The organism is Microbacterium dextranolyticum (assembly GCF_016907295.1).
Taxonomy (GTDB): Bacteria; Actinomycetota; Actinomycetes; order Actinomycetales; family Microbacteriaceae; genus Microbacterium; species Microbacterium dextranolyticum.
Window position 1 is genome coordinate 1221143 of record NZ_JAFBBR010000001.1, and the last position, 18915, is coordinate 1240057.

The 18915-nt window shown below is 70.1% G+C and carries 19 protein-coding genes; 17 read left to right on the forward strand and 2 right to left on the reverse strand.

The window, feature by feature from the left end:
• Positions 1–19 precede the first annotated feature (19 nt).
• Genes rsmH through JOE64_RS05545 form a run of 8 tightly spaced genes read left to right on the forward strand, consistent with a single transcriptional unit; the run spans position 20 to position 9962 of the window.
• The gene (rsmH, locus tag JOE64_RS05510; RefSeq protein WP_204963322.1) at positions 20–979 is read left to right on the forward strand and encodes a 16S rRNA (cytosine(1402)-N(4))-methyltransferase RsmH; all 960 of its coding nucleotides are present in this window, start codon (positions 20–22) and stop codon (positions 977–979) included.
• Entirely contained in the window at positions 976–1584 is a 609-nt protein-coding gene (ftsL, locus tag JOE64_RS05515; RefSeq protein WP_204963323.1) for a cell division protein FtsL, read from the forward strand. Before rsmH ends, ftsL begins: the two co-directional genes overlap by 4 nt.
• 4 nt (positions 1585–1588) lie before the next feature.
• On the forward strand, positions 1589–3403 hold the full coding sequence (locus JOE64_RS05520) for a peptidoglycan D,D-transpeptidase FtsI family protein (protein WP_204963324.1): 1815 nt from the start codon (positions 1589–1591) through the stop codon (positions 3401–3403).
• A gap of 30 nt (positions 3404–3433) precedes the next feature.
• On the forward strand, positions 3434–4846 hold the full coding sequence (locus JOE64_RS05525) for a UDP-N-acetylmuramoyl-tripeptide--D-alanyl-D-alanine ligase (protein ID WP_204963325.1): 1413 nt from the start codon (positions 3434–3436) through the stop codon (positions 4844–4846).
• Positions 4843–5949 (forward strand): phospho-N-acetylmuramoyl-pentapeptide-transferase, encoded by a 1107-nt coding sequence (gene mraY, locus JOE64_RS05530; protein WP_204963326.1) that lies wholly within the window; start codon positions 4843–4845, stop codon positions 5947–5949. The genes JOE64_RS05525 and mraY overlap by 4 nt, the downstream gene beginning before the upstream one ends.
• A complete protein-coding gene (gene murD / locus JOE64_RS05535) occupies positions 5946–7586 on the forward strand; it encodes a UDP-N-acetylmuramoyl-L-alanine--D-glutamate ligase (protein ID WP_239531713.1) in 1641 nt (546 codons plus the stop codon). Before mraY ends, murD begins: the two co-directional genes overlap by 4 nt.
• A complete protein-coding gene (gene ftsW / locus JOE64_RS05540; protein ID WP_204963328.1) occupies positions 7525–8823 on the forward strand; it encodes a putative lipid II flippase FtsW in 1299 nt (432 codons plus the stop codon). The genes murD and ftsW overlap by 62 nt, the downstream gene beginning before the upstream one ends.
• 50 nt (positions 8824–8873) lie before the next feature.
• On the forward strand, positions 8874–9962 hold the full coding sequence (locus JOE64_RS05545; protein ID WP_204963329.1) for a UDP-N-acetylglucosamine--N-acetylmuramyl-(pentapeptide) pyrophosphoryl-undecaprenol N-acetylglucosamine transferase: 1089 nt from the start codon (positions 8874–8876) through the stop codon (positions 9960–9962).
• Positions 9963–9972: 10 nt separating this feature from the next.
• Here JOE64_RS05545 and JOE64_RS05550 read toward each other — a convergent pair whose 3' ends face one another.
• Positions 9973–10332 (reverse strand): GntR family transcriptional regulator, encoded by a 360-nt coding sequence (locus JOE64_RS05550; protein ID WP_204963330.1) that lies wholly within the window; start codon positions 10330–10332, stop codon positions 9973–9975.
• Positions 10329–11231 (reverse strand): hypothetical protein, encoded by a 903-nt coding sequence (locus JOE64_RS05555; RefSeq protein ID WP_204963331.1) that lies wholly within the window; start codon positions 11229–11231, stop codon positions 10329–10331. The genes JOE64_RS05550 and JOE64_RS05555 overlap by 4 nt, the downstream gene beginning before the upstream one ends.
• Before the next feature lie 108 nt (positions 11232–11339).
• On the opposite strand from JOE64_RS05555, the gene murC reads away from it, so the two are divergent.
• The 9 genes from murC (at position 11340) to JOE64_RS05600 (ending at position 18863) form a co-directional block, all read left to right on the forward strand.
• Positions 11340–12740 carry a UDP-N-acetylmuramate--L-alanine ligase gene (murC, locus tag JOE64_RS05560; RefSeq protein WP_204963332.1) on the forward strand — a complete coding sequence of 467 codons (1401 nt, stop codon included), beginning with the start codon at positions 11340–11342 and terminating at the stop codon, positions 12738–12740.
• 2 nt (positions 12741–12742) lie between these two features.
• Positions 12743–13765 (forward strand): FtsQ-type POTRA domain-containing protein, encoded by a 1023-nt coding sequence (locus tag JOE64_RS05565; RefSeq protein WP_204963333.1) that lies wholly within the window; start codon positions 12743–12745, stop codon positions 13763–13765.
• Positions 13766–13942: 177 nt separating this feature from the next.
• The gene (ftsZ, locus tag JOE64_RS05570; RefSeq protein ID WP_204963334.1) at positions 13943–15088 is read left to right on the forward strand and encodes a cell division protein FtsZ; all 1146 of its coding nucleotides are present in this window, start codon (positions 13943–13945) and stop codon (positions 15086–15088) included.
• Complete coding sequence (locus JOE64_RS05575) at positions 15085–15774, forward strand: YggS family pyridoxal phosphate-dependent enzyme (RefSeq protein ID WP_204963335.1); 690 nt, start codon at positions 15085–15087, stop codon at positions 15772–15774. Before ftsZ ends, JOE64_RS05575 begins: the two co-directional genes overlap by 4 nt.
• A 31-nt stretch (positions 15775–15805) precedes the next feature.
• Positions 15806–16264, forward strand: coding sequence for a cell division protein SepF (locus JOE64_RS05580; RefSeq protein ID WP_204963336.1), 459 nt, complete (start codon positions 15806–15808; stop codon positions 16262–16264).
• A 2-nt stretch (positions 16265–16266) separates the two neighbouring features.
• A complete protein-coding gene (locus JOE64_RS05585; protein WP_204963337.1) occupies positions 16267–16569 on the forward strand; it encodes a YggT family protein in 303 nt (100 codons plus the stop codon).
• Between the two features lie 127 nt (positions 16570–16696).
• A complete protein-coding gene (locus tag JOE64_RS05590) occupies positions 16697–17311 on the forward strand; it encodes a DivIVA domain-containing protein (RefSeq protein ID WP_204963338.1) in 615 nt (204 codons plus the stop codon).
• A gap of 8 nt (positions 17312–17319) precedes the next feature.
• Positions 17320–17946 (forward strand): signal peptidase II, encoded by a 627-nt coding sequence (locus JOE64_RS05595; protein ID WP_204963339.1) that lies wholly within the window; start codon positions 17320–17322, stop codon positions 17944–17946.
• Positions 17946–18863: an RluA family pseudouridine synthase gene (locus JOE64_RS05600; RefSeq protein WP_204963340.1), complete on the forward strand. Its 918-nt coding sequence runs from the start codon at positions 17946–17948 to the stop codon at positions 18861–18863. The genes JOE64_RS05595 and JOE64_RS05600 overlap by 1 nt, the downstream gene beginning before the upstream one ends.
• The last annotated feature ends 52 nt before the right edge of the window (positions 18864–18915 follow it).

Sequence of the window (18915 nt, forward strand, 5' to 3'; positions counted from 1 at the left end):
GATCCCGTTCCGCCGCATCATGACTCACGCCGACATCCACACTCCTGTTCTGCTCGATCGCTGCGTCGAACTGCTCGCTCCCGCCCTCTCGCGGCCGGGTGCGGTCCTCGTCGACGCGACCGAGGGCATGGGCGGGCACTCCGAAGCACTTCTGACGCGCTTCCCGGACATCCGTCTGATCGGCCTCGACCGCGACACCGACGCCTTGCGCATCGCGGGGGAGAGGCTCGCCCCGTTCGGCGACCGCGTCACCCTGGTGCACACCGTCTACGACGGGATCGCACAGGCCGTGGCCTCCGCAGGCGTCTCGCGCATCGACGGCGTCCTCTTCGATCTCGGCGTCTCGTCACTGCAGCTCGACGAGGCCGAGCGCGGCTTCGCCTACGCGCAGGACGCGCCCCTGGACATGCGCATGGACCAGACCTCCGGCGCGACGGCGGCCGATATCGTCGCGACCTACGGCGAAGGAGACCTGCGCCGCATCTTCGAGCGCTACGGCGAAGAGAAGCTCGCCGGTCGATACGCCCGCGCGATCATCGCGGCGCGTGCCGAGGCCCCGATCGAGCGATCGGGTCAGCTCGTCGACATCCTGATCGCCGCGACCCCGGTCGCCGTGCAGCGCGAGGGGCGCGGCCACCCCGCGAAGCGCGTGTTCCAGGCGCTGCGCATCGAGGTGAACGCCGAGCTCGCGGTTCTCGAGCGGGCGGTGCCCGCCGCTCTAAACCTGCTGCGGGTGGGCGGACGCATCGTGGTCATGAGCTATCAGTCGCTGGAGGACCGTCTGGTCAAGCGCGTCTTCGCCGACGCCTCCTCCTCGACCGCACCGGCGGGTCTTCCCGTCGAGCTCCCGGAGCACGCCCCGCGCTTCCGGCTTCTGGTCAGGGGCGCGGAACTGGCATCCGAGGACGAACGTGCACGCAACCCGCGTGCGACACCCGTGCGGCTGCGTGCTGCCGAGAGAGTGGCGGAGGCGGTATGAGCATTCCCGCAGACCTCGATGTGCGGGCGGGCCTGCCCGCGCCGGCAACGCGACCGGGGCACGAACGTCGACTGCATGTCGTCGAGCAGCCCCAGCCGCGGCGGCGTCCGCGTCTCGTGTACGGGATCGTCGCCGTCGCCGGTGCGGTGCTGATCGGCGCCGCGCAGATGGGCCTGTCGATCCTGACGACCCAATCCTCGTATCAGCTGGCCACCCTCACCGAGCAGCAGCGCGCACTCGACTACGACAAGCAGGCGCTCACCGACTCCCTCGCCGGTCTCGACTCGCCCCAGAACCTGGCCGCCAATGCGTCGGCGCTGGGCATGGTCACCGGCCAGGCCCCGTCGTTCCTGCGGCTGAGTGACCACGCGATCATCGGCACGCAGGTCGGATCGACCGGCCCGAGCGCGATCAACGCTCTGACCCACGCCGCCGTCGCCAACGAGCTCATCGCCGGGCATCCGCTCGCGAGCGATCCGTCCGCGAGTCTCGGCGGGGGCGCGAGCACCGCCGACCAGGCCATCGCCGCGGCCGCCACCCCCGCGACCAATGCCTCGACACCCCCGGCGATCGCCGACGGTCTCCCGGCCCCGACCACACACTGAAGCCATGACGACTCGAGTATCCCGCAGCCCTCGGCGGCGCACCGTGGTCGCGCTGGCCGTGGTCCTCGCCGTCCTCGGCGTGTTCGTCGTCCGACTCGTCGACATCCAGGTCGTCAACGCGAACGACCACGTCAACGACGCCGAGGAGTTCGCCACCGGCGCCTCTCAGACCCTCTACGGGGCGCGCGGCGAGATCGTCGACGCGAACGGCTCGGTCCTGGCCTCCAGCACCGTCCTTTACGACGTGCAGATCGACCCCATGCTGGCTGCGCAGGGGATCGACCGGACGGACGCCGACGGCAACACCGTGCTCGATGCCGACGGCAATGCGCTGAAGGTGCCGTGGCCCGAACTCGCCGCGCGCATCGGCGCCGTCACCGGCCAGTCCGCGGCGGACGTGCAGAAGATCGTCGACGACGCGCTCGCCCTCGACCCCAAGAAGCGCTACGCGCTCATCAAGCAGTTCGTCTCGACGCAGGAGTATCAGGCCCTCGCCGCCCTGAAGCTGCCGTTCCTGACCTTTCCGTCGCATCCCTCGCGCACGTATCCGAACGGTGCCGTGGCGGGTAACATCCTGGGATTCGTCGGCTCGGACGGGACGCCCTTGGAGGGCATCGAGGACTTGCAGAACGCCTGTCTCGAGAAGACCGACGGCAAGATTACCTATCAGAGCGGTGCCGACGGCGTGATCATCCCCGGCACCGAGGTCGAGAAGCCCGCCGTGAACGGCGGCACGCTGAAGCTGACGATCGACACCGACCTGCAGTGGTACCTCCAGCAGCTCATCGCCGAGGAGACCGCGCACTACCAGGCCAACTGGGGCGGCATCATCGTCATGGAGGCCAAGACCGGCAAGATCCGGGCGATCGCCGAGACGCCGACCGTCGACCCCAACGACCCCGGTGCGTCCGCACCGGCGGATCGTGGATCGCGTCTGCTGCGCGTCGCGTACGAGCCCGGGTCGACCTTCAAGCCCATCACAGCGGCGACCGCCATCGAGCAGGCCGGACTGACCCCGACCTCGAGCGTCGAGACCCCGGATCGCATCACATTCCCCAACGGCGCGGTGATCAACGACTCCGAGAGCCACCCGACCCAGAACCTCACCCTCACCGGGGGACTCGTCGAGTCGTCGAACGTCGCCATGTCGCAGTTCGGCACGCTCGTTCCGCCGCAGGTGCGTCAGGACTACCTCACCCGCTTCGGCGTGGGCGGCGGCGATGCACTGGGGTGGTCGGGTGCACCCGATGCCGGGTTCAGCTCCAACGCGCCCGACTGGGATCCGCAGACGTACTACACGACGACGTTCGGCCAGGCCTTCACGGTCACCCCGGTGCAGGTCGCGAGCGTCTTCCAGACGATCGCGAACGGCGGTGTGCGGATGCCGGCGCGGCTGGTCGAGTCCTGCACGAAGGCGGACGGAACGGTCGTGACGCCCGACGAGCCGGCGCCGGTCCAGGTCATCAAGCCCGACACCGCGTCGCAGGTGTCGCAGATGCTCGAGAACGTCTACGCGCAGGGCACCCTCGCCGACGACATCAAGATCCCCGGCTACCGCCTCGCCGTCAAGACGGGCACCGCCCAGGTGCCCGACGGTCACGGCGGCTACAAGGACAACCTGTACATGACCTCGCTCGCGGGTTTCGCGCCCGCCGACGATCCGCAGTACGTTGTTCTGACGCTGTTCGACGAGCCGAAGACGAACACGATGTCCTCCGCGAACCGATCCGTCTTCAAGAAGGCGATGATGCAGGTGCTCACCCACTACCGCGTGATGCCCTCGAACTCCGCGACCCCCCTGCTGCCCATCACGAATTGACGCGCTCCGGCGCGTGAGGAACTCCAGCCCATGATCCGAATGACCCTCGGAGATATCGCGGACGCCGTCGGGGGAACCCTCGACCCGTTCGGCGGCGACAGCGCAGACACCCTGGTCTCGGGTGCCGTCGACACCGACTCGCGCCTCATCCAGCCCGGCGATGTGTTCGTCGCCAAGCCCGGCGAGGTCACCGACGGTCACCGCTTCGTCGGAACCGCCGTCACCGCGGGCGCGGCGCTGGCGATCGTCGAACACCGCGTCGACGCGCCCGTGTCGCAGATCGTCGTGGCCGACGCGGTGGACGCTCTGGCCGACCTGGCGCAGACGGTCGTCGCCCGTGTACGGAACCGCGGCGACCTGCGGATCACCGGGATCACCGGCTCCAACGGCAAGACGACGACGAAGAACCTCCTCGCCCGCATCCTGGAGGACGAGGGCGAGACCGTGGCGCCGCGCGGCTCGTTCAACAACGAGGTGGGCGCGCCGCTGACGATGCTGCGCGTGGAGGAGGGCACCCGCTACCTCGTGAGCGAGTTCGGGGCATCCGGTCCGGGCGAGATCGCGCGCCTCGCCGGCCTGGTCACCCCCGACGTCGGCGTCGTCCTCATGGTCGGCCTCGCCCATGCGGGCGGGTTCGGCGGCGTCGAGGCGACGCTGAAGGCGAAGACCGAGCTCGTCGAGGCGATCCGCCCCGGGGGAGTGGCCGTCCTCAACGCCGACGATCCCCGCGTCGTCACCATGGCCGCCGTCGCTGCGGCCCGCGGCGTCGAGGTGCGGTGGTTCGGGCGCGGCCCCGGCGCCGACATCCGCGCCGAAGAGGTCGAGGTCACCGCTGCGGGAACCACCTGCGTCGTCGTGGTCGACGGCGAGCGGATGCCGCTGCGCCTGCAGGTGCTCGGCGAGCACCATGTCATGAACGCGCTCGCGGCGATCACCGCGGCATCCGTGCTCGGCGTGCCGCCTGCCGTCTCGATGGCACGTCTGGAGACAGTGCAGATCGCGGAGCGCTGGCGGATGCAGCCGCTCGGTTCCGACCGGGTGCGCATCATCAACGACGCCTACAACGCGAGCCCCGACTCGATGGCGGCGGCACTTCGCACGCTCGCCCAGATCACCGAGCCGGGACAGCGCAAGGTCGCCGTCCTCGGTGCGATGAGCGAGCTCGGTGAGGCGGCGGGCGAAGAGCACGACCGCATCGGTCTGCTGGCCGTGCGCCTGCGGATCGAACGCATCGTCGTCATCGGGCCGGATGCCCGTCGGCTCTACCTCTCCGCGATCGGAGAAGGGTCGTGGGACGGCGAAGCGGTCTTCTTCGAGACGCCGGACGAGGCGTTCGACTACCTGCTGACCGAGCTGCGCGACGGCGATCGGGTCCTGGTGAAATCGTCCAACTCGGCCGGCCTGCGGCACCTGGGCGATCGTCTGGGAGAATCGTTCTCGTGAGATCCCTGCTGACGTCCGCGACGATCTCGCTCGCCTTCACGCTCTTCCTGACGCCGCTGTTCATCCGGCTGTTCGAGAAGATCGGCTGGGGGCAGGTGATCCGCACCGAGGACGGGCACAACCCGCAGCACGCCGCCAAGCGCGGCACGCCCACGATGGGCGGGGTGGTCTTCATCCTCGCGACCGTCGTCGGCTACCTGATCGGGACGTTCACCGGTGGCTCGCCGCCATCGACCTCGGGGCTTCTGGTCATCTGGATGATGGTGGGGCTCGGTGTGGTCGGCTTCGTCGACGACTTCATGAAGGTGCGCCAGCAGCGCAGCCTCGGGCTCTCCGGCTGGCGGAAGGTCGTCGGCCAGGTGCTGGTCGCCGTGCCGTTCGCGATCTTCGCGCTGAACTTCCCCGACAAGTACCAGCAGACGCCGGCATCCCCCTACATCTCGTTCTTCCGCGACGTTCCGATGCTGTCGTTCATGGCGCTCGGAGCGATCGTCGGATGGATCGCCTATCTCATCTGGGTCTCCTTCCTCTCGGTGGCCTGGTCGAACGCGACGAACCTCACCGACGGACTCGACGGACTCGCGACCGGCGCGGGCATCTTCACCGTGTCGGCCTACAGCCTCGTGACCTTCTGGCAGTTCCAGCAGCGCTGCATGTCCGAGGCTCTCGTCACCGCGTATCAGTCCGCCTGCTACGACACGCGCGATCCGATGGACCTCACGATCGTCGCCGCCGCCTTCGTGGGGGCGCTCGTGGGCTTCCTCTGGTGGAACGCGCCGAAGGCGAAGATCTTCATGGGCGACGTGGGCTCCATGGCCATCGGCGGTGTCATCGTGGCGATGGCGATCCTCTCGCGCACCGAGATCCTGTCGGTCATCATCGCGGGTGTCTTCATCATCGGCCCGGGCTCGGTGATCCTGCAGCGCATCTACTTCAAGGCGACCGGCGGCAAGCGCCTGTTCCTGATGAGCCCGTTCCACCACCACCTCGAGATGCGGGGGTGGCCGGAGATCACGATCGTCGTGCGGATGTGGATCATCTCCGGCATGCTCGCCGTGTCCGGAGTGGGACTCTTCTACGTCGAATGGCTGGCCGCCCAATGAGCGAGGACGTCTCCGCACCCGAGGATCCGCGCCCGGCCGGACGCCCCGACCTCGACGGCCTGCGCAGCTGGAACGCGGACTGGCGCGGCCTGCGGGTCGCCGTCCTGGGCCTGTCCATGACGGGATTCTCCGCGGCCGACACGCTCGCCGAACTCGGTGCGGACGTGCTCGTCGTCACCGAGAAGGCGGACGAGGAGTACGCGCGTCTTCTCCCGGTGATCGGGGTGCCGCTGTGGGCGGGATCGCTCGCCGAGCCGCCCGCCGAGCTCGTGGCTTTCGCCCCGGACGTCATCGTCGCCTCGCCCGGGTTCGCCCCGCACCACCCCGTGATCCAGTGGGCCCGTGGGCGCGGGATCGCCCTCTGGGGCGACATCGAGCTCGCCTGGCGCGTGCGCGACAAGGTTCTCCGCCCCGACGGCACACCGGCGGCGTGGGTGCTCATCACCGGCACGAACGGCAAGACGACGACGACCCGTCTCACCGCCGCCATGCTCGCCGCGGCCGGGCTGCGCGCGGCCCCCGTCGGCAACATCGGTGTGCCGGTGCTCGACGCCGTCCGCGATCCGGCGGGATTCGACGTGCTGGTCGTGGAGGTCTCCAGCCATCAGCTCTGGTACCTCTCCCTCGCGAGCGGCCCCGAGGCGCTCTCGCCCCACGCCGCCGTCTGCCTGAACCTCGCCGACGACCATCTGCAGTGGCATGGCTCGGCGCAGGGGTATCGCGACGCCAAGGCCGTCGTCTACCGGAACACCCGCGTCGCGTGCGTCTACAACAAGTCCGACGTGGCGACCCGTGAGATGGTCGAAGAGGCCGACGTCATCGACGGATGCCGGGCGATCGGCTTCGACCTGGGCGTGCCGGGTCCGAGCGACCTGGGTCTGGTCGACGGCATCCTCGTCGACCGCGCCTTCCTGGCGGAGCGACGCACCAGCGCGCTCGAGCTGACCACGCTCGACGAGCTGGCCGCTCGCGGACTAGGGGCGCCGCACGTCGTGGCCAACATCCTCGCAGCCTCCGCTCTGGCACGCTCTCTCGACGTGGCGCCCGCGGCGATCGCCGCCGCGCTGGCGGACTTCCGGCTCGATCCGCACCGCATCGAGGTCGTCGCGACCGCGTCCGGCATCACCTGGGTCGACGACTCCAAGGCGACGAACCCCCATGCGGCGGCCTCGTCGCTCGCCGCGTTCCCGGGCGCCGTCTGGGTGCTCGGCGGACAGCTCAAGGGCGTGGACATCTCAGAGCTCGTCGCCGCGCGCGGCGCAACCGTGAAGGCCGCGATCGTCATCGGCGTCGAGCGTGCCGAGATCGCACAGGCGTTCGCACGACACGCGCCCGCCATTCCCTTCTTCGAGGTCGACCACGCCCAGACTGAAGACGTCATGGCGCAGGCTGTCGAACTGGCGGCGGGGATCGCCCGTGACGGAGACGTGGTGCTCCTCGCTCCGGCCGCGGCATCCCTCGACCAGTTCGAGTCCTACGCAGATCGCGGGCAGAGGTTCGCGGCGGCGGTCCGGGCACGGGTCGACGGCGCGGGGGGCGCCGGAAACGCGACGACGACACACGACGCAACGAACGATGGGGGAGCCAGTGGCGACGACCACGACGGGACACTCCCGCCCAGCGCCGATCGTCGCTGAGGCGGCCGAAGGCTCGGGCGGTCAGCCGCCGTCCTCGCGCGGGTTCGCGGCGCGTGTATCGCTGGGCAAGGTGTTCGCTCCGGTGTCGAGCGAGTTCCTGTTGATCGCCTCGACGGCGCTGCTGCTCACGGGTTTCGGGCTCGTCATGGTGCTCTCGGCGACGATGGCGGCTTCGCTCGCCGCCGGCGAGGGGCCCTTCGAGACGGTCATGAAGCAGGCGGTGTTCGCCGTTCTCGGCATTCCGCTCATGTTCATCGCGAGCCGGATGCCGGTTGCGTTCTGGAAGAAGATCGCCTGGCCGGCGCTGATCCTCGCGATCGCATTCCAGCTGCTGGTGTTCGTTCCCGGGCTCGGCGTCACCAACGACGGCAATCAGAACTGGATCCAGATCGGGGGACTGCAGGCGCAGCCCTCCGAGTTCCTGAAGCTCACACTCGCCCTGTGGCTGGGGTACGTCATGTTCCGCAAGCAGAGTCTGCTGAGCTCGTGGAAGCACGTCTTCATCCCGGTGGTGCCCGTCGGCGGACTGGTCATCGGCATCGTCGCCGTCGGCAGCGAGGACCTCGGCACCGGCCTCATCCTCATGGCGATCCTTCTCGGATGCCTCTTCTTCTCGGGTGTGAAGCTGCGTCTGTTCCTGATTCCGGCCGCGCTGGTCGTGTTCGCCGCCGCGTACTTCGCTGTGACGAGTCCGAACCGCATGGCCCGCATCATGAGCAGCCTCGTGAACTTCGACTCGATGGCCTGCTACAACGCTGCCGAGGGCGACTGCTACCAGGCGGTGCACGGGGTGTGGGGCCTCGCCGGCGGGGGAGTGTTCGGTCTGGGCCTCGGGAACTCGCGCGAGAAGTACGGATGGCTTCCCGCCAAGGCGAACGACTACATCTTCTCGATTCTCGGCGAGGAGCTCGGGCTCGTCGGTTGCCTCACAGTGCTCGTGCTGTTCACGCTGCTCGCGATCGGCGTGTTCCGGATCATCCGCAAGACCGACGACCCGTTCGTCCGCATCGCCTCGGGCGGCATCATCGTCTGGATCATCGGCCAGGCCATCGTGAACATCGGCGTCGTGCTGCGACTTCTGCCCGTGCTCGGCGTGCCGTTGCCGTTCATGTCGCAAGGCGGTACCTCGCTCATGTCCGTGCTGATCGCCTGCGGTGTGCTGCTGTCGTTCGCGCGGACCCTCCCCGTGGGCGCCATGTCGCCGAGCCCGGCCGACGCCCGTCCCCGCCGCCGCTGACTCGCTGACCGCCGCTCTCGGCCCTCGGGCTCGCCGGTAGGCTCGGAGCGATGACCGAGAACGCTTCGACGACCTATCTCCTCGCCGGTGGCGGCACCGCGGGGCACGTGAATCCGCTCCTGGCCGTCGCCGACGGCCTGCGTGCCCGTGACCCGCGCGACACCGTGCTCGTCCTCGGCACGCGCGAGGGGCTGGAGTCGCGGCTCGTCCCCGACCGCGGCTACGAGCTTCTCATCGTCGCGAAGGTGCCGTTCCCGCGGCGGCCCGACGCCGCGGCGCTGCGGTTCCCGTCCGCCTTCCTGCGGGCGATCGCACAGGTGCGGGCGTACATCCGTGAGCGCGGTGTCGATGTCGTCGTCGGCTTCGGAGGCTACGCATCGGCCCCGGCGTACCTGGCGGCGCGGCGTGAAGGCATCCCGTACGTCGTGCACGAGGCGAACGCCCGCCCGGGCCTGGCGAACGTCCTCGGCGCCCGCCGCGCCGCCGCCGCGGGAGTCGTGTTCGAGGGCACGCCGCTGCGCGGAGCCCGCGTGGTGGGCATGCCGCTGCGCACGGAGATCTCGGAGCTGGATCGCGACGCGACGCATGCGGAGGCGGCCGCGGCGTTCGGGCTGGATGCCGCCCGCCCCGTGCTGCTCGTCTTCGGGGGTTCCCTCGGCGCCCAGCGCCTCAACGCGGCCCTGGCAGAATCCTGGCGGGACATCGTCGATGCCGGATGGCAGATCCTGCACGCTGCGGGGGAGCGGAATGCGATCGTCGATCCGGGGCATCCGGACTATCGCGTCGTGCCCTACCTCGACCGCATGGACCTCGCCTTCGCGCTCGCGGATGCGATCGTCTCGCGATCGGGGGCGGCGACCGTCGCCGAAGTGAGTGCGCTGGGGATTCCCGCCGTCTACGTGCCCTACGCCGTCGGCAACGGCGAGCAGGCGCTGAACGCCGCGTCGGCCGTGCGCGCCGGTGCCGCACGCATCGTCCCGGACGCGGAGCTCACGGGCGACCGCGTCCGCACCGAGATCGTCCCCCTGCTGCGTGATGCCGATGCTCTCCGGGCCATGGGGGCGGCCTCGACGGAGGTCGGCACGCGCGCCGGCACGGCGAACGTCATCGCGCTGATCGACGACGCGCTGCGCCGCTGAGCGGGCGGGCTCACCGCAGCCCCTGCAGCGCGGCGGCGGCGAGCGCCAGAGCCTGCTCGGGGTCGATATGCAGGACGTGCATCTGCGCCGCGAACTCCCGCGCGGCCTGCTGCGCCTGACGCAGAGCTGGGTCTCCCTGCGCGGAGACGAACGTGCCATGGCGGCCGCGGGTCTCGACGAAGCCCGCGGTCTCGAGCTCGCGGTAGGCACGGGCCACCGTGCCGGGGGCGATGCCGAGGTCTTCCGCCAGCCGCCGGACCGTCGGCAGCCGGGTGCCGGCGACGAGGTGTCCGGCGGCGATGTCGTCGACGATCTGCGTGCGCAGCTGTTCGAACGGGGGGAGGGAGGACGCGGGGTCCAGCACGATCATGCGCTCACCGCGGTGCCGCCGGGAGCCCCGTCCGGGTAGAGCGGCCGAGGGAGACGCGCCCCCGTCGTCGGGTAGACGTAGAGCAGGGGCAGCTGGCACCAGACGAACAGGGTGTAGCCCCATCCGATGTCTCCATCCGCGGACGCGGTCACCGCGGCGACGGCCAGGAACAGCGCCACGACGAACAGGACCGCCGAGGTCTGACGGCCCGCGTTCAGCGCCGATGCACGAAGGGCATCGTCCCAGGCGAGCTCGAGTTCCGAGCCGGCCGGCTGGCCGGTGTCGAGGATGCGCCGTTCGAGGCGAGGGAGCGCCGCACCGAGGATGCCGGCCGGCACAGCGGCCGTCAGGGCGGCGACGGCGAACGGGACGGGGGCGATGTCGCCCCGGATGAGGGCGACGGCGACCCACACCGCGCCGACACCGGCGGCGGACGCCAGGACCCAGGTGAGGGCCCGTGGCCCGCGTCCGAGGTAGTCGGACGTGCGGGTGACGCGCAGTCGCGCCAGCCGCGCAGCGCCGGCGGCCGGCGCGAACAGGCGCGCGCGCAGCGCCGACACGGCCGCGATCACCATCATGACGGCGAACAGGATCGGGACCGCGACGAGAACCGGGAAGGCCTGGATCCCCCCGAGCGGAGTGAGCAGGAGCGCACCGCACCCCAGCACGGCGACCGCCAAAGCCCAGCGCTCGACGACGGTGCGGGTGCGCAGGAAAGCCTCCAGGCGCGGCTGCACATCCGCGGACACGCGCAGACCGCTGCGCTCAGCGAAGCGCGAGAGCGCGCGTTCCGTGGGACCGGGGCGGCGTGCGGCGACGATCGCCGACACGGCGCAGACCACGGCGATCGCGGCGAACAGCGCCGCCATGGCGAATCGGAACTCCGGGGTGGTCGTCATCGCTCTTTTGTATCGAACATCGTATCAATGTGTCAATACAGACAGTGGATGACCGCTCCGCGCGCCGCGGGCGGGCGCTCAGCCGCCCTTGCCTAGAATTGACGCGCCATGATTCGACCCGACCTCAGCCTCCCCATCCCCGACGACATCACCGTCGCGCACTTCATCGGCATCGGAGGCTCCGGCATGTCGGGTCTCGCGGGCATGTTCCTCGACCGCGGCATCCGCGTGTCGGGATCGGACCGGGCCGACAGCGCGGCGCTGCGGGCACTCGCGGCGCGCGGTGCCGACGTGCACGTGGGGCACGATGCGGCGAACCTCCCGGACGACGCCGACACCGTCATCCACACCGGTGCGATCTGGCCGGAGAACCCCGAGTTCCTCCTCGCGAAGGAGCGTGGCCTGCACGTGATCCACCGCTCCCAGGCCCTGCACTGGCTCGTCGGAGGGCGCCGCCTCGTGAGCGTCGCCGGAGCGCACGGCAAGACCACTTCGACGGGCATGCTGGTCACGGCGCTGAGCACCCTCGACACCACCCCGACGTTCGTCAGCGGGGGAGTCATCGCCGATCTCGGTGTCTCGAGCGGCACCGGGTCGGACGACCTGTTCGTCATCGAGGCCGACGAGTCGGACGGCACGTTCCTTCTCTACGACACCTCGATCGCCCTGATCACCAACGTCGACCCCGACCACCTCGATCACTGGGGCACCCGCGACGCGTTCTACGACGCGTTCATCCGCTTCGGTGACGATGCCGCGGAGGCCGTCGTCATCAGTGCCGACGACGCCGGCGCGCGTCGAGTGCGTGCGGCGCTCGGGCATCCGCGTGTCGTCACCTTCGGCGAGGATGCGGCGGCGGACGTGCGCGTCTCGGACATCGTGACGCACGGTCCGGTCTCGTTCACGCTGACGTTTGCGGGCGAGTCCGTCACCGGCAGCCTCGCGGTGCCGGGAGCGCACAACGCCATCAACGCCGCCGGTGCGGTGGCGGTCCTGCTGACCCTCGGCCACGAGCTCGAACCCGCCCTCCGTGCGGTCGAGGGATTCGCGGGAACCGTGCGGCGCTTCGAGTTGCACGGGGTGCAGCGCGGTGTGAGCGTCTTCGACGACTACGCCCACCACCCGACCGAGGTCGCGGCTGCCCTGGCCGCCGCGCGCACGGTCGTCGGTGCGGGGCGCATCATCGCCATCCAGCAGCCGCACACCTACTCGCGCACGCAGGAGATGTATCGCGAGTTCGCGGAGGTGCTCGAGTCGCACGCCGATCACACCGTCATGCTCGACGTCTACGGCGCCCGCGAAGACCCGGTGCCGGGCGTCACGGGCGAGCTCGTGAGCGGAGCGTTCGCCGACCCCGACCACGTGCACTTCGTGGCCGACTGGCAGCAGGCCGCGGACTACACGGCGTCGATCGCGCGCGAGGGCGACTACGTCATCACGCTCGGCTGCGGCAACGTCTACCAGATCATCCCGCAGGTGCTCGAGGCCCTCGCCGAGACCGAGGTCTGACCGTGCGGCGTCCGGTTCCGCTGCCGACGGACGGCCAGGCCGCGGATGCCCGCCCCGCGTCCGGGTCGCGCGCGCGGGACACGGCCGCGCCGACCGTCGAGCACACGGATTTCGGTGGACCGGATCTGCTTCCCGCTCCCCGCTCCGGTCGGGCCGCGCGTCCGTCCGAGGGGGCGACCGGAGGATCGCCGACGGATCGCCCGGCTGCGCGGGACGCGTCCGGCAAGGTCACTCCCGGGCGTGCCGCCGAACAGAGCGAGACGGTCGGGGTGCGCGAGGTCTGGGCCGCCGCGCGGGCGCGACGCAAGGCGCTGCGCAGCGAGGTGCGTCGCTTCACGGTCCGTCAGCGTCGCCGCCGCATCCTGTGGCTGAGCGTCGTCGGGGCCCTCGCCCTGCTCATCCTCGGCAGCATCGGCGCCGCGTACAGCCCGCTGTTCGCCGTGCGGCAGATCCGCGTCGTGGGGGCCGCGACGCTCGACCCCGCCACGGTCGAGACGGCTCTCGCCGGTCAACTCGGGACGCCGCTGCCTCTCGTCGATTCGTCGGCCGTCAAGGCGGCCCTCGTCGCGTTCCCGCTCGTGGAGTCCTACACGCTCGAGGCGCGTCCGCCGCACGAGCTCGTCGTGCGGATCGTCGAGCGCACGCCCATCGGCTCGATCTCGTCCCCTGCCGGGTACACGCTCGTGGATGCCGCGGGAGTGGCGCTGTCCACGACGCCGGAACCTCCCGCGGGGCATCCGGTCATCACGGCGGCCGGAGGAATCGGATCACCGGCCTTCGCCGCGATCGGCACGGTGTTCCGCGCCCTCCCGGACGACATCCGTGCCCAGGTGACCGCGATGACGGCGACGACCGGGAACGACGTCGCGCTGACGCTCGGGCCCGGGGGCACGAAGGTCGTCTGGGGCAACGCCGACGAGTCGGCGTACAAGGCCGTCGTCCTCGCGACGGCGATGGCCGCGCGCCCGCCGGGAGAGGTCTCGAGCTACGACGTCTCGGCGCCCGACGCCGTCGTCATGCGCTGAGCGGCGACCGATCTTCGATCCGATTGCGCGACACGCCCGCGGCCTCGAAGGGTTGGGGGATGCCTCCGCATACGTTCAGTCCAGGAATTGCATACTCGGCAATTCTTTAAGCCTCAACTTGAGGGTCAAGGTTTGAGGATCAAGGTTTCGGGCGGTTCGGGACAGATGGAGGTCGGCATGAGCCAGAACCAGAACTACCTCGCGGTGATCAAGGTCGTGGGTGTGGGCGGCGGCGGCGTGAATGCCGTCAATCGGATGATCGAGCTCGGGCTGCGGGGTGTGGAGTTCATCGCGGTGAACACCGACGCCCAGGCACTGCTCATGAGCGACGCGGACGTCAAGCTCGACGTGGGTCGCGAGCTCACGCGAGGGCTCGGCGCCGGTGCCGACCCCGAGGTCGGGCGTCGCGCGGCGGAGGATCACGCGGAAGAGATCGAAGAGGCGCTCGCCGGCGCCGACATGGTCTTCGTCACCGCCGGTGAGGGCGGCGGCACGGGCACGGGTGGCGCACCCGTCGTGGCTCGGATCGCCAAGTCCATCGGCGCCCTCACGATCGGTGTCGTCACCCGTCCGTTCTCCTTCGAGGGCCGCCGCCGCCAGAGCCAGGCCGAGGCGGGCGTCAACAAGCTCAAAGAAGAGGTCGACACCCTCATCGTCGTCCCGAACGACCGTCTGCTGGAGATCAGCGACCGCGGCATCTCGATGATCGAGGCGTTCGCGACCGCCGACCAGGTTCTCCTCGCCGGTGTCCAGGGCATCACCGACCTGATCACGACCCCGGGTCTCATCAACCTCGACTTCGCCGATGTCAAGTCCGTCATGCAGGGCGCAGGCTCGGCGCTCATGGGCATCGGTTCGGCACGCGGCGCCGATCGCGCGATCAAAGCAGCGGAGCTCGCCGTCGAATCTCCGCTGCTCGAGGCGTCGATCGAGGGTGCGCACGGCGTCCTGCTGTCGATCCAGGGCGGGTCGAACCTCGGCATCTTCGAGATCAACGACGCGGCGCAGCTCGTCCGAGAGGCCGCCCACCCCGAGGCGAACATCATCTTCGGAACGGTCATCGACGACACCCTCGGCGACGAGGTGCGCGTGACGGTCATCGCGGCGGGCTTCGACGGCGGCGAGCCCCAGGCGCGCATCGAGCCGATCACCGCGCAGCGCCCCGTGGCCGCGCCTGTGCTGCCGGCGATCCCCGCGGACGAAGCAGCACGCGAGGTCACCGGGGCCGGAGAGCGCGAAGCCGTCGTCGTGCCGGCGTCGACCGACTCGTACGACTCGGTCTACGGCTCCGACGACCTGGACATTCCCGACTTCCTGAAGTGACGGATGACGTGGCGGGGCGGCTCGCCGATCTCGATGCGCGCATCAGCGCCGCGGCGAGAGAGGCGGGCCGCGATCCCGCGACGCTGACGCGAATCGTGGTCACGAAGTTCCACCCGGCCGGGCTCGTGGAGCGCCTGCACGGACTCGGTGTCCGTGACGTCGGAGAGAACCGTCAGCAGGAGCTCACCGCCAAGCGCGCCGAGTTGCCCGACCTCGACGGGCTGCGGTGGCACTTCATCGGACAGGTGCAGACCAAGAAGGCCCGGGCGGTGCGTGCCGCCGCCGACGCGGTGCACTCCGTCGACCGGGACCGACTGGCCGACGCGCTGCACGCCGCCGACCCCGACGGCGTGCCGTTGGAGGTCTTCGTGCAGGTGAACCTCACCGATGACCCGGCGCGCGGCGGGGCGGCGCCCGGCGACGTCGTGCGGCTGGCCGATCACATCGCCACCCGCTGCCCCTCGCTGCGCCTGCGCGGGGTGATGGCCGTCGCGCCGCTGAGCGGCGCACCCGCCGCGGCGTTCGAACGGCTGGCCGCGAGTGCACAAGCCGTGCGGACGGTCGTGCCCGATGCAGCCTGGATCTCCGCCGGAATGTCCGGGGACTTCGCCGACGCCATCGCCGCCGGTGCGACACACCTGCGGATCGGCACGGCAATCACGGGCCCGCGGCCCGCGCACGGTTAACCTCGACACAGACGAGCAAACGGAGGATGCGATGTCGAACCCGCTCAAGAAGACCATGGTGTACCTGGGCCTCGCCGACGAAGAAGAGGTCTACCAAGAGCCTGCCGCCGAGACACCCGTTCGTCGCGAACGGGCCGTCGAAAAGGTGACGGCGCCGGTGACCCCGCTGCACCGCCCCGCCGTGGTGCGCCAGCCGACCGCCGGCGCGGTGAGCGAGATCCTGACCGTCCACCCCAAGCAGTATCGCGACGCGCAGATCATCGCCGAGAACTTCCGCGACGGCATCCCGGTCATCATCAACCTCTCGCAGATGAGCGACGCCGATGCGCGCCGGCTGATCGACTTCGCCAGCGGTCTGTCCCTGGGTCTCTACGGGCGTATCGAGCGGGTCACCAGCAAGGTGTTCCTGCTCTCTCCCGAGAACGTCGCGATTTCGGGTGACGGCACGCTTGCGCCGGCCGACCCCGAGGCGGCGCCCTTCAGCCAGTAGACGTGGAGATCGTGCGTCTGGCGGCATCCGTCGTCAACCTGCTTCTCCTCTTCTATCTCCTCGCGATGATCGCGCGCCTCATCCTCGAGTACATTCCGCTGTTCAACCGGGAATGGCGTCCGCGCGGGTTCGGCCTGGTCCTCGCGGAGGTCGTCTTCACGGTGACGGACCCGCCGTTGCGACTGTTCCGTCGCCTCGTCCCGCCGCTTCGTCTCGGGCCGATCGCGCTCGATCTCGGTTTTCCGCTGACGATGCTGGTCGTGTTCATCCTGCTGTCCGTCACGGGCGCCATCGCGCGTTCGTGACAATCCGCCGATCGGCGGGGCTTCTCGCACCCCGCGGACAGGCGGACTATGCTGTCTCATTACGGGCCCGCTGACCGCGGCCTGCCCCGATCGGTTCGCGTCGTGAGCCCCCGAAAGAGGTAACACCATGGCTTTGACCCCCGAAGACGTCGTCACCAAGCAGTTCCAGCACGTCCGATTCAAAGAGGGTTTCGACCCGGACGAGGTCGACGACTTCCTCGACGAGATCGTCGTCGAGTGGCGCAAGACGATCGCTGAGAACGACGAGCTGAAGGCACGGGTCGCCGAGCTGGAGGCCGGCTCGGCGTCGACGCCCGCCGCCGAGGCCGCACCTGTCGCGCCCGAGCCCGAGGCCGTCGTCGAAGAGGTCGTCGAAGAGACCCCCGCCCCGGCCCCCGTCGCGGCAGCTCCGGCCGTCGGCGGTGCTGCGGCATCCGCCGGCATCATCGAGCTCGCGCAGCGTCTGCACGACGAGCACGTCGCCGAGGGTCAGGCCCAGCGCGACAAGCTCATCTCCGACGCCCAGGCCCAGGCCGCGTCCATCCTCTCCGAGGCCCAGTCCAAGGGCCGCGACGAGATCGCCCGCCTCGAGAGCGAGCGTGCGACCCTCGAGACGCGCATCAGCGAGCTTCGTCAGTTCGAGCGCGACTACCGCTCGCAGCTGCGCGGCTTCATCGAGGAGAAGCTCCGCGACCTCGACGTCGCCGGCGCCACCTCGGGCACGTCCGTCTCGGCGTCCTGAGCAGGACGGTGAACGGCCGCACACCACTGCGTGCAGCGACGGCCGGCATCCTCATCGCGATCCTCTCGGTGACGGTGCTGGCCGTCGATCAGTTCACGAAGTATCTGGCGCTGCAGAACCTGCCGTACCAGACGTCGGTGCGCGTGTGGGGCGACGTGCTCCAGCTCTACCTGACGCGTAATCCGGGCGCGGCCTTCTCGCTGGGGGAGGGCGTGACCTGGCTCTTCACCCTGGTCCTCGCTGGGGCGGCCGTGGCGATCGCGGTGCTCGGTGTCCTGCGCATCCGCGGGCGGGCATGGGCGGTCGTCCTCGGTCTGCTTCTGGGCGGCATCCTGGGAAACCTCACCGACCGCCTGGTGAGAGATCCGGGGTTCGCCGTCGGACACGTCGTCGACTTCATTTACACGCCCTGGATGATGCCCGCGATCTACAACGTCGCCGACATGTTCATCGTCACCATGATGATCGCGGTGGCGCTCCTGGTCCTCATCGGAGTGCGGTTCGACGGCTCGCGTGAGTCCCGAACGCAGCGTACGTCCGAATCCGCAGCGGATGTCGACGGCGTGCGGGAGAACGAGATGGATGCCGGCCCGGAGACACCCGGCGCCACCGGTACGCGTCCGGTGGACGCCTGATGCCCTCGCGTACCCTGCCGGTGCCCGACGGGCTCGACGGCGTGCGGGTCGACGCGGCCCTGGCCAAGCTGCTCGGGTTCTCGCGCACCTTCGCCGCTGAGGTCGCCGAATCCGGCGGCGTGCGTCAGGGCGGGAGGCTCCTCGGTAAGAGCGACCGCCTGCGCGCGGATGGCTGGCTCGACGTCGAATGGGAGGATCGGCGCGAGCCGGAGATCATCCCGGTGGCGGTCCCCGACCTCGGGATCGCCTACGACGACGACGACATCGTCGTCGTCGACAAGCCCGCCGGCGTCGCGGCGCACCCGTCGATCGGATGGGAGGGGCCCACCGTTCTCGGCGCCCTCGCCGCCGCTGGATTCCGGATCGCGACGACCGGTGCCGCCGAGCGCCAGGGTGTCGTGCACCGGCTCGACGTCGGCACGAGCGGGCTCATGGTCGTCGCCAAGACCGAGCGCGCCTATATCGCCCTCAAGCGCGCGTTCAAGGAGCGCGAAGTCGACAAGATCTACCACGCGGTCGTGCAGGGCCACCCCGACCCGCTCGCGGGCACGATCGATGCGCCCATCGGGCGGCATCCGTCGCACTCGTGGAAGTTCGCCGTCACCCCCGACGGCAAGGACTCCATCACCCACTACGAGACCATCGAGGCGTTCCCCTCGGCCTCCTTGCTCGAGATCCACCTCGAGACGGGGCGCACACATCAGATCCGCGTGCACATGGCGGCGCACCGGCACCCGTGCGTGGGCGACCCCCTGTACGGCGCGGATCCGACGCTCTCCGCGCGACTCGGGCTCCGCCGGCAGTGGTTGCACGCGCACGAGCTCTCCTTCGCCCATCCCGCCACCACGGAGTGGGTCACCTTCACGAGCGACTATCCCACCGACCTTGCGCACGCCCTCGAGGTGCTGCGCGGCTGAGGGCCTGCACCCGTTCCCGGCGTGATCGCATGCCGTGCGGCGTACGGACGGA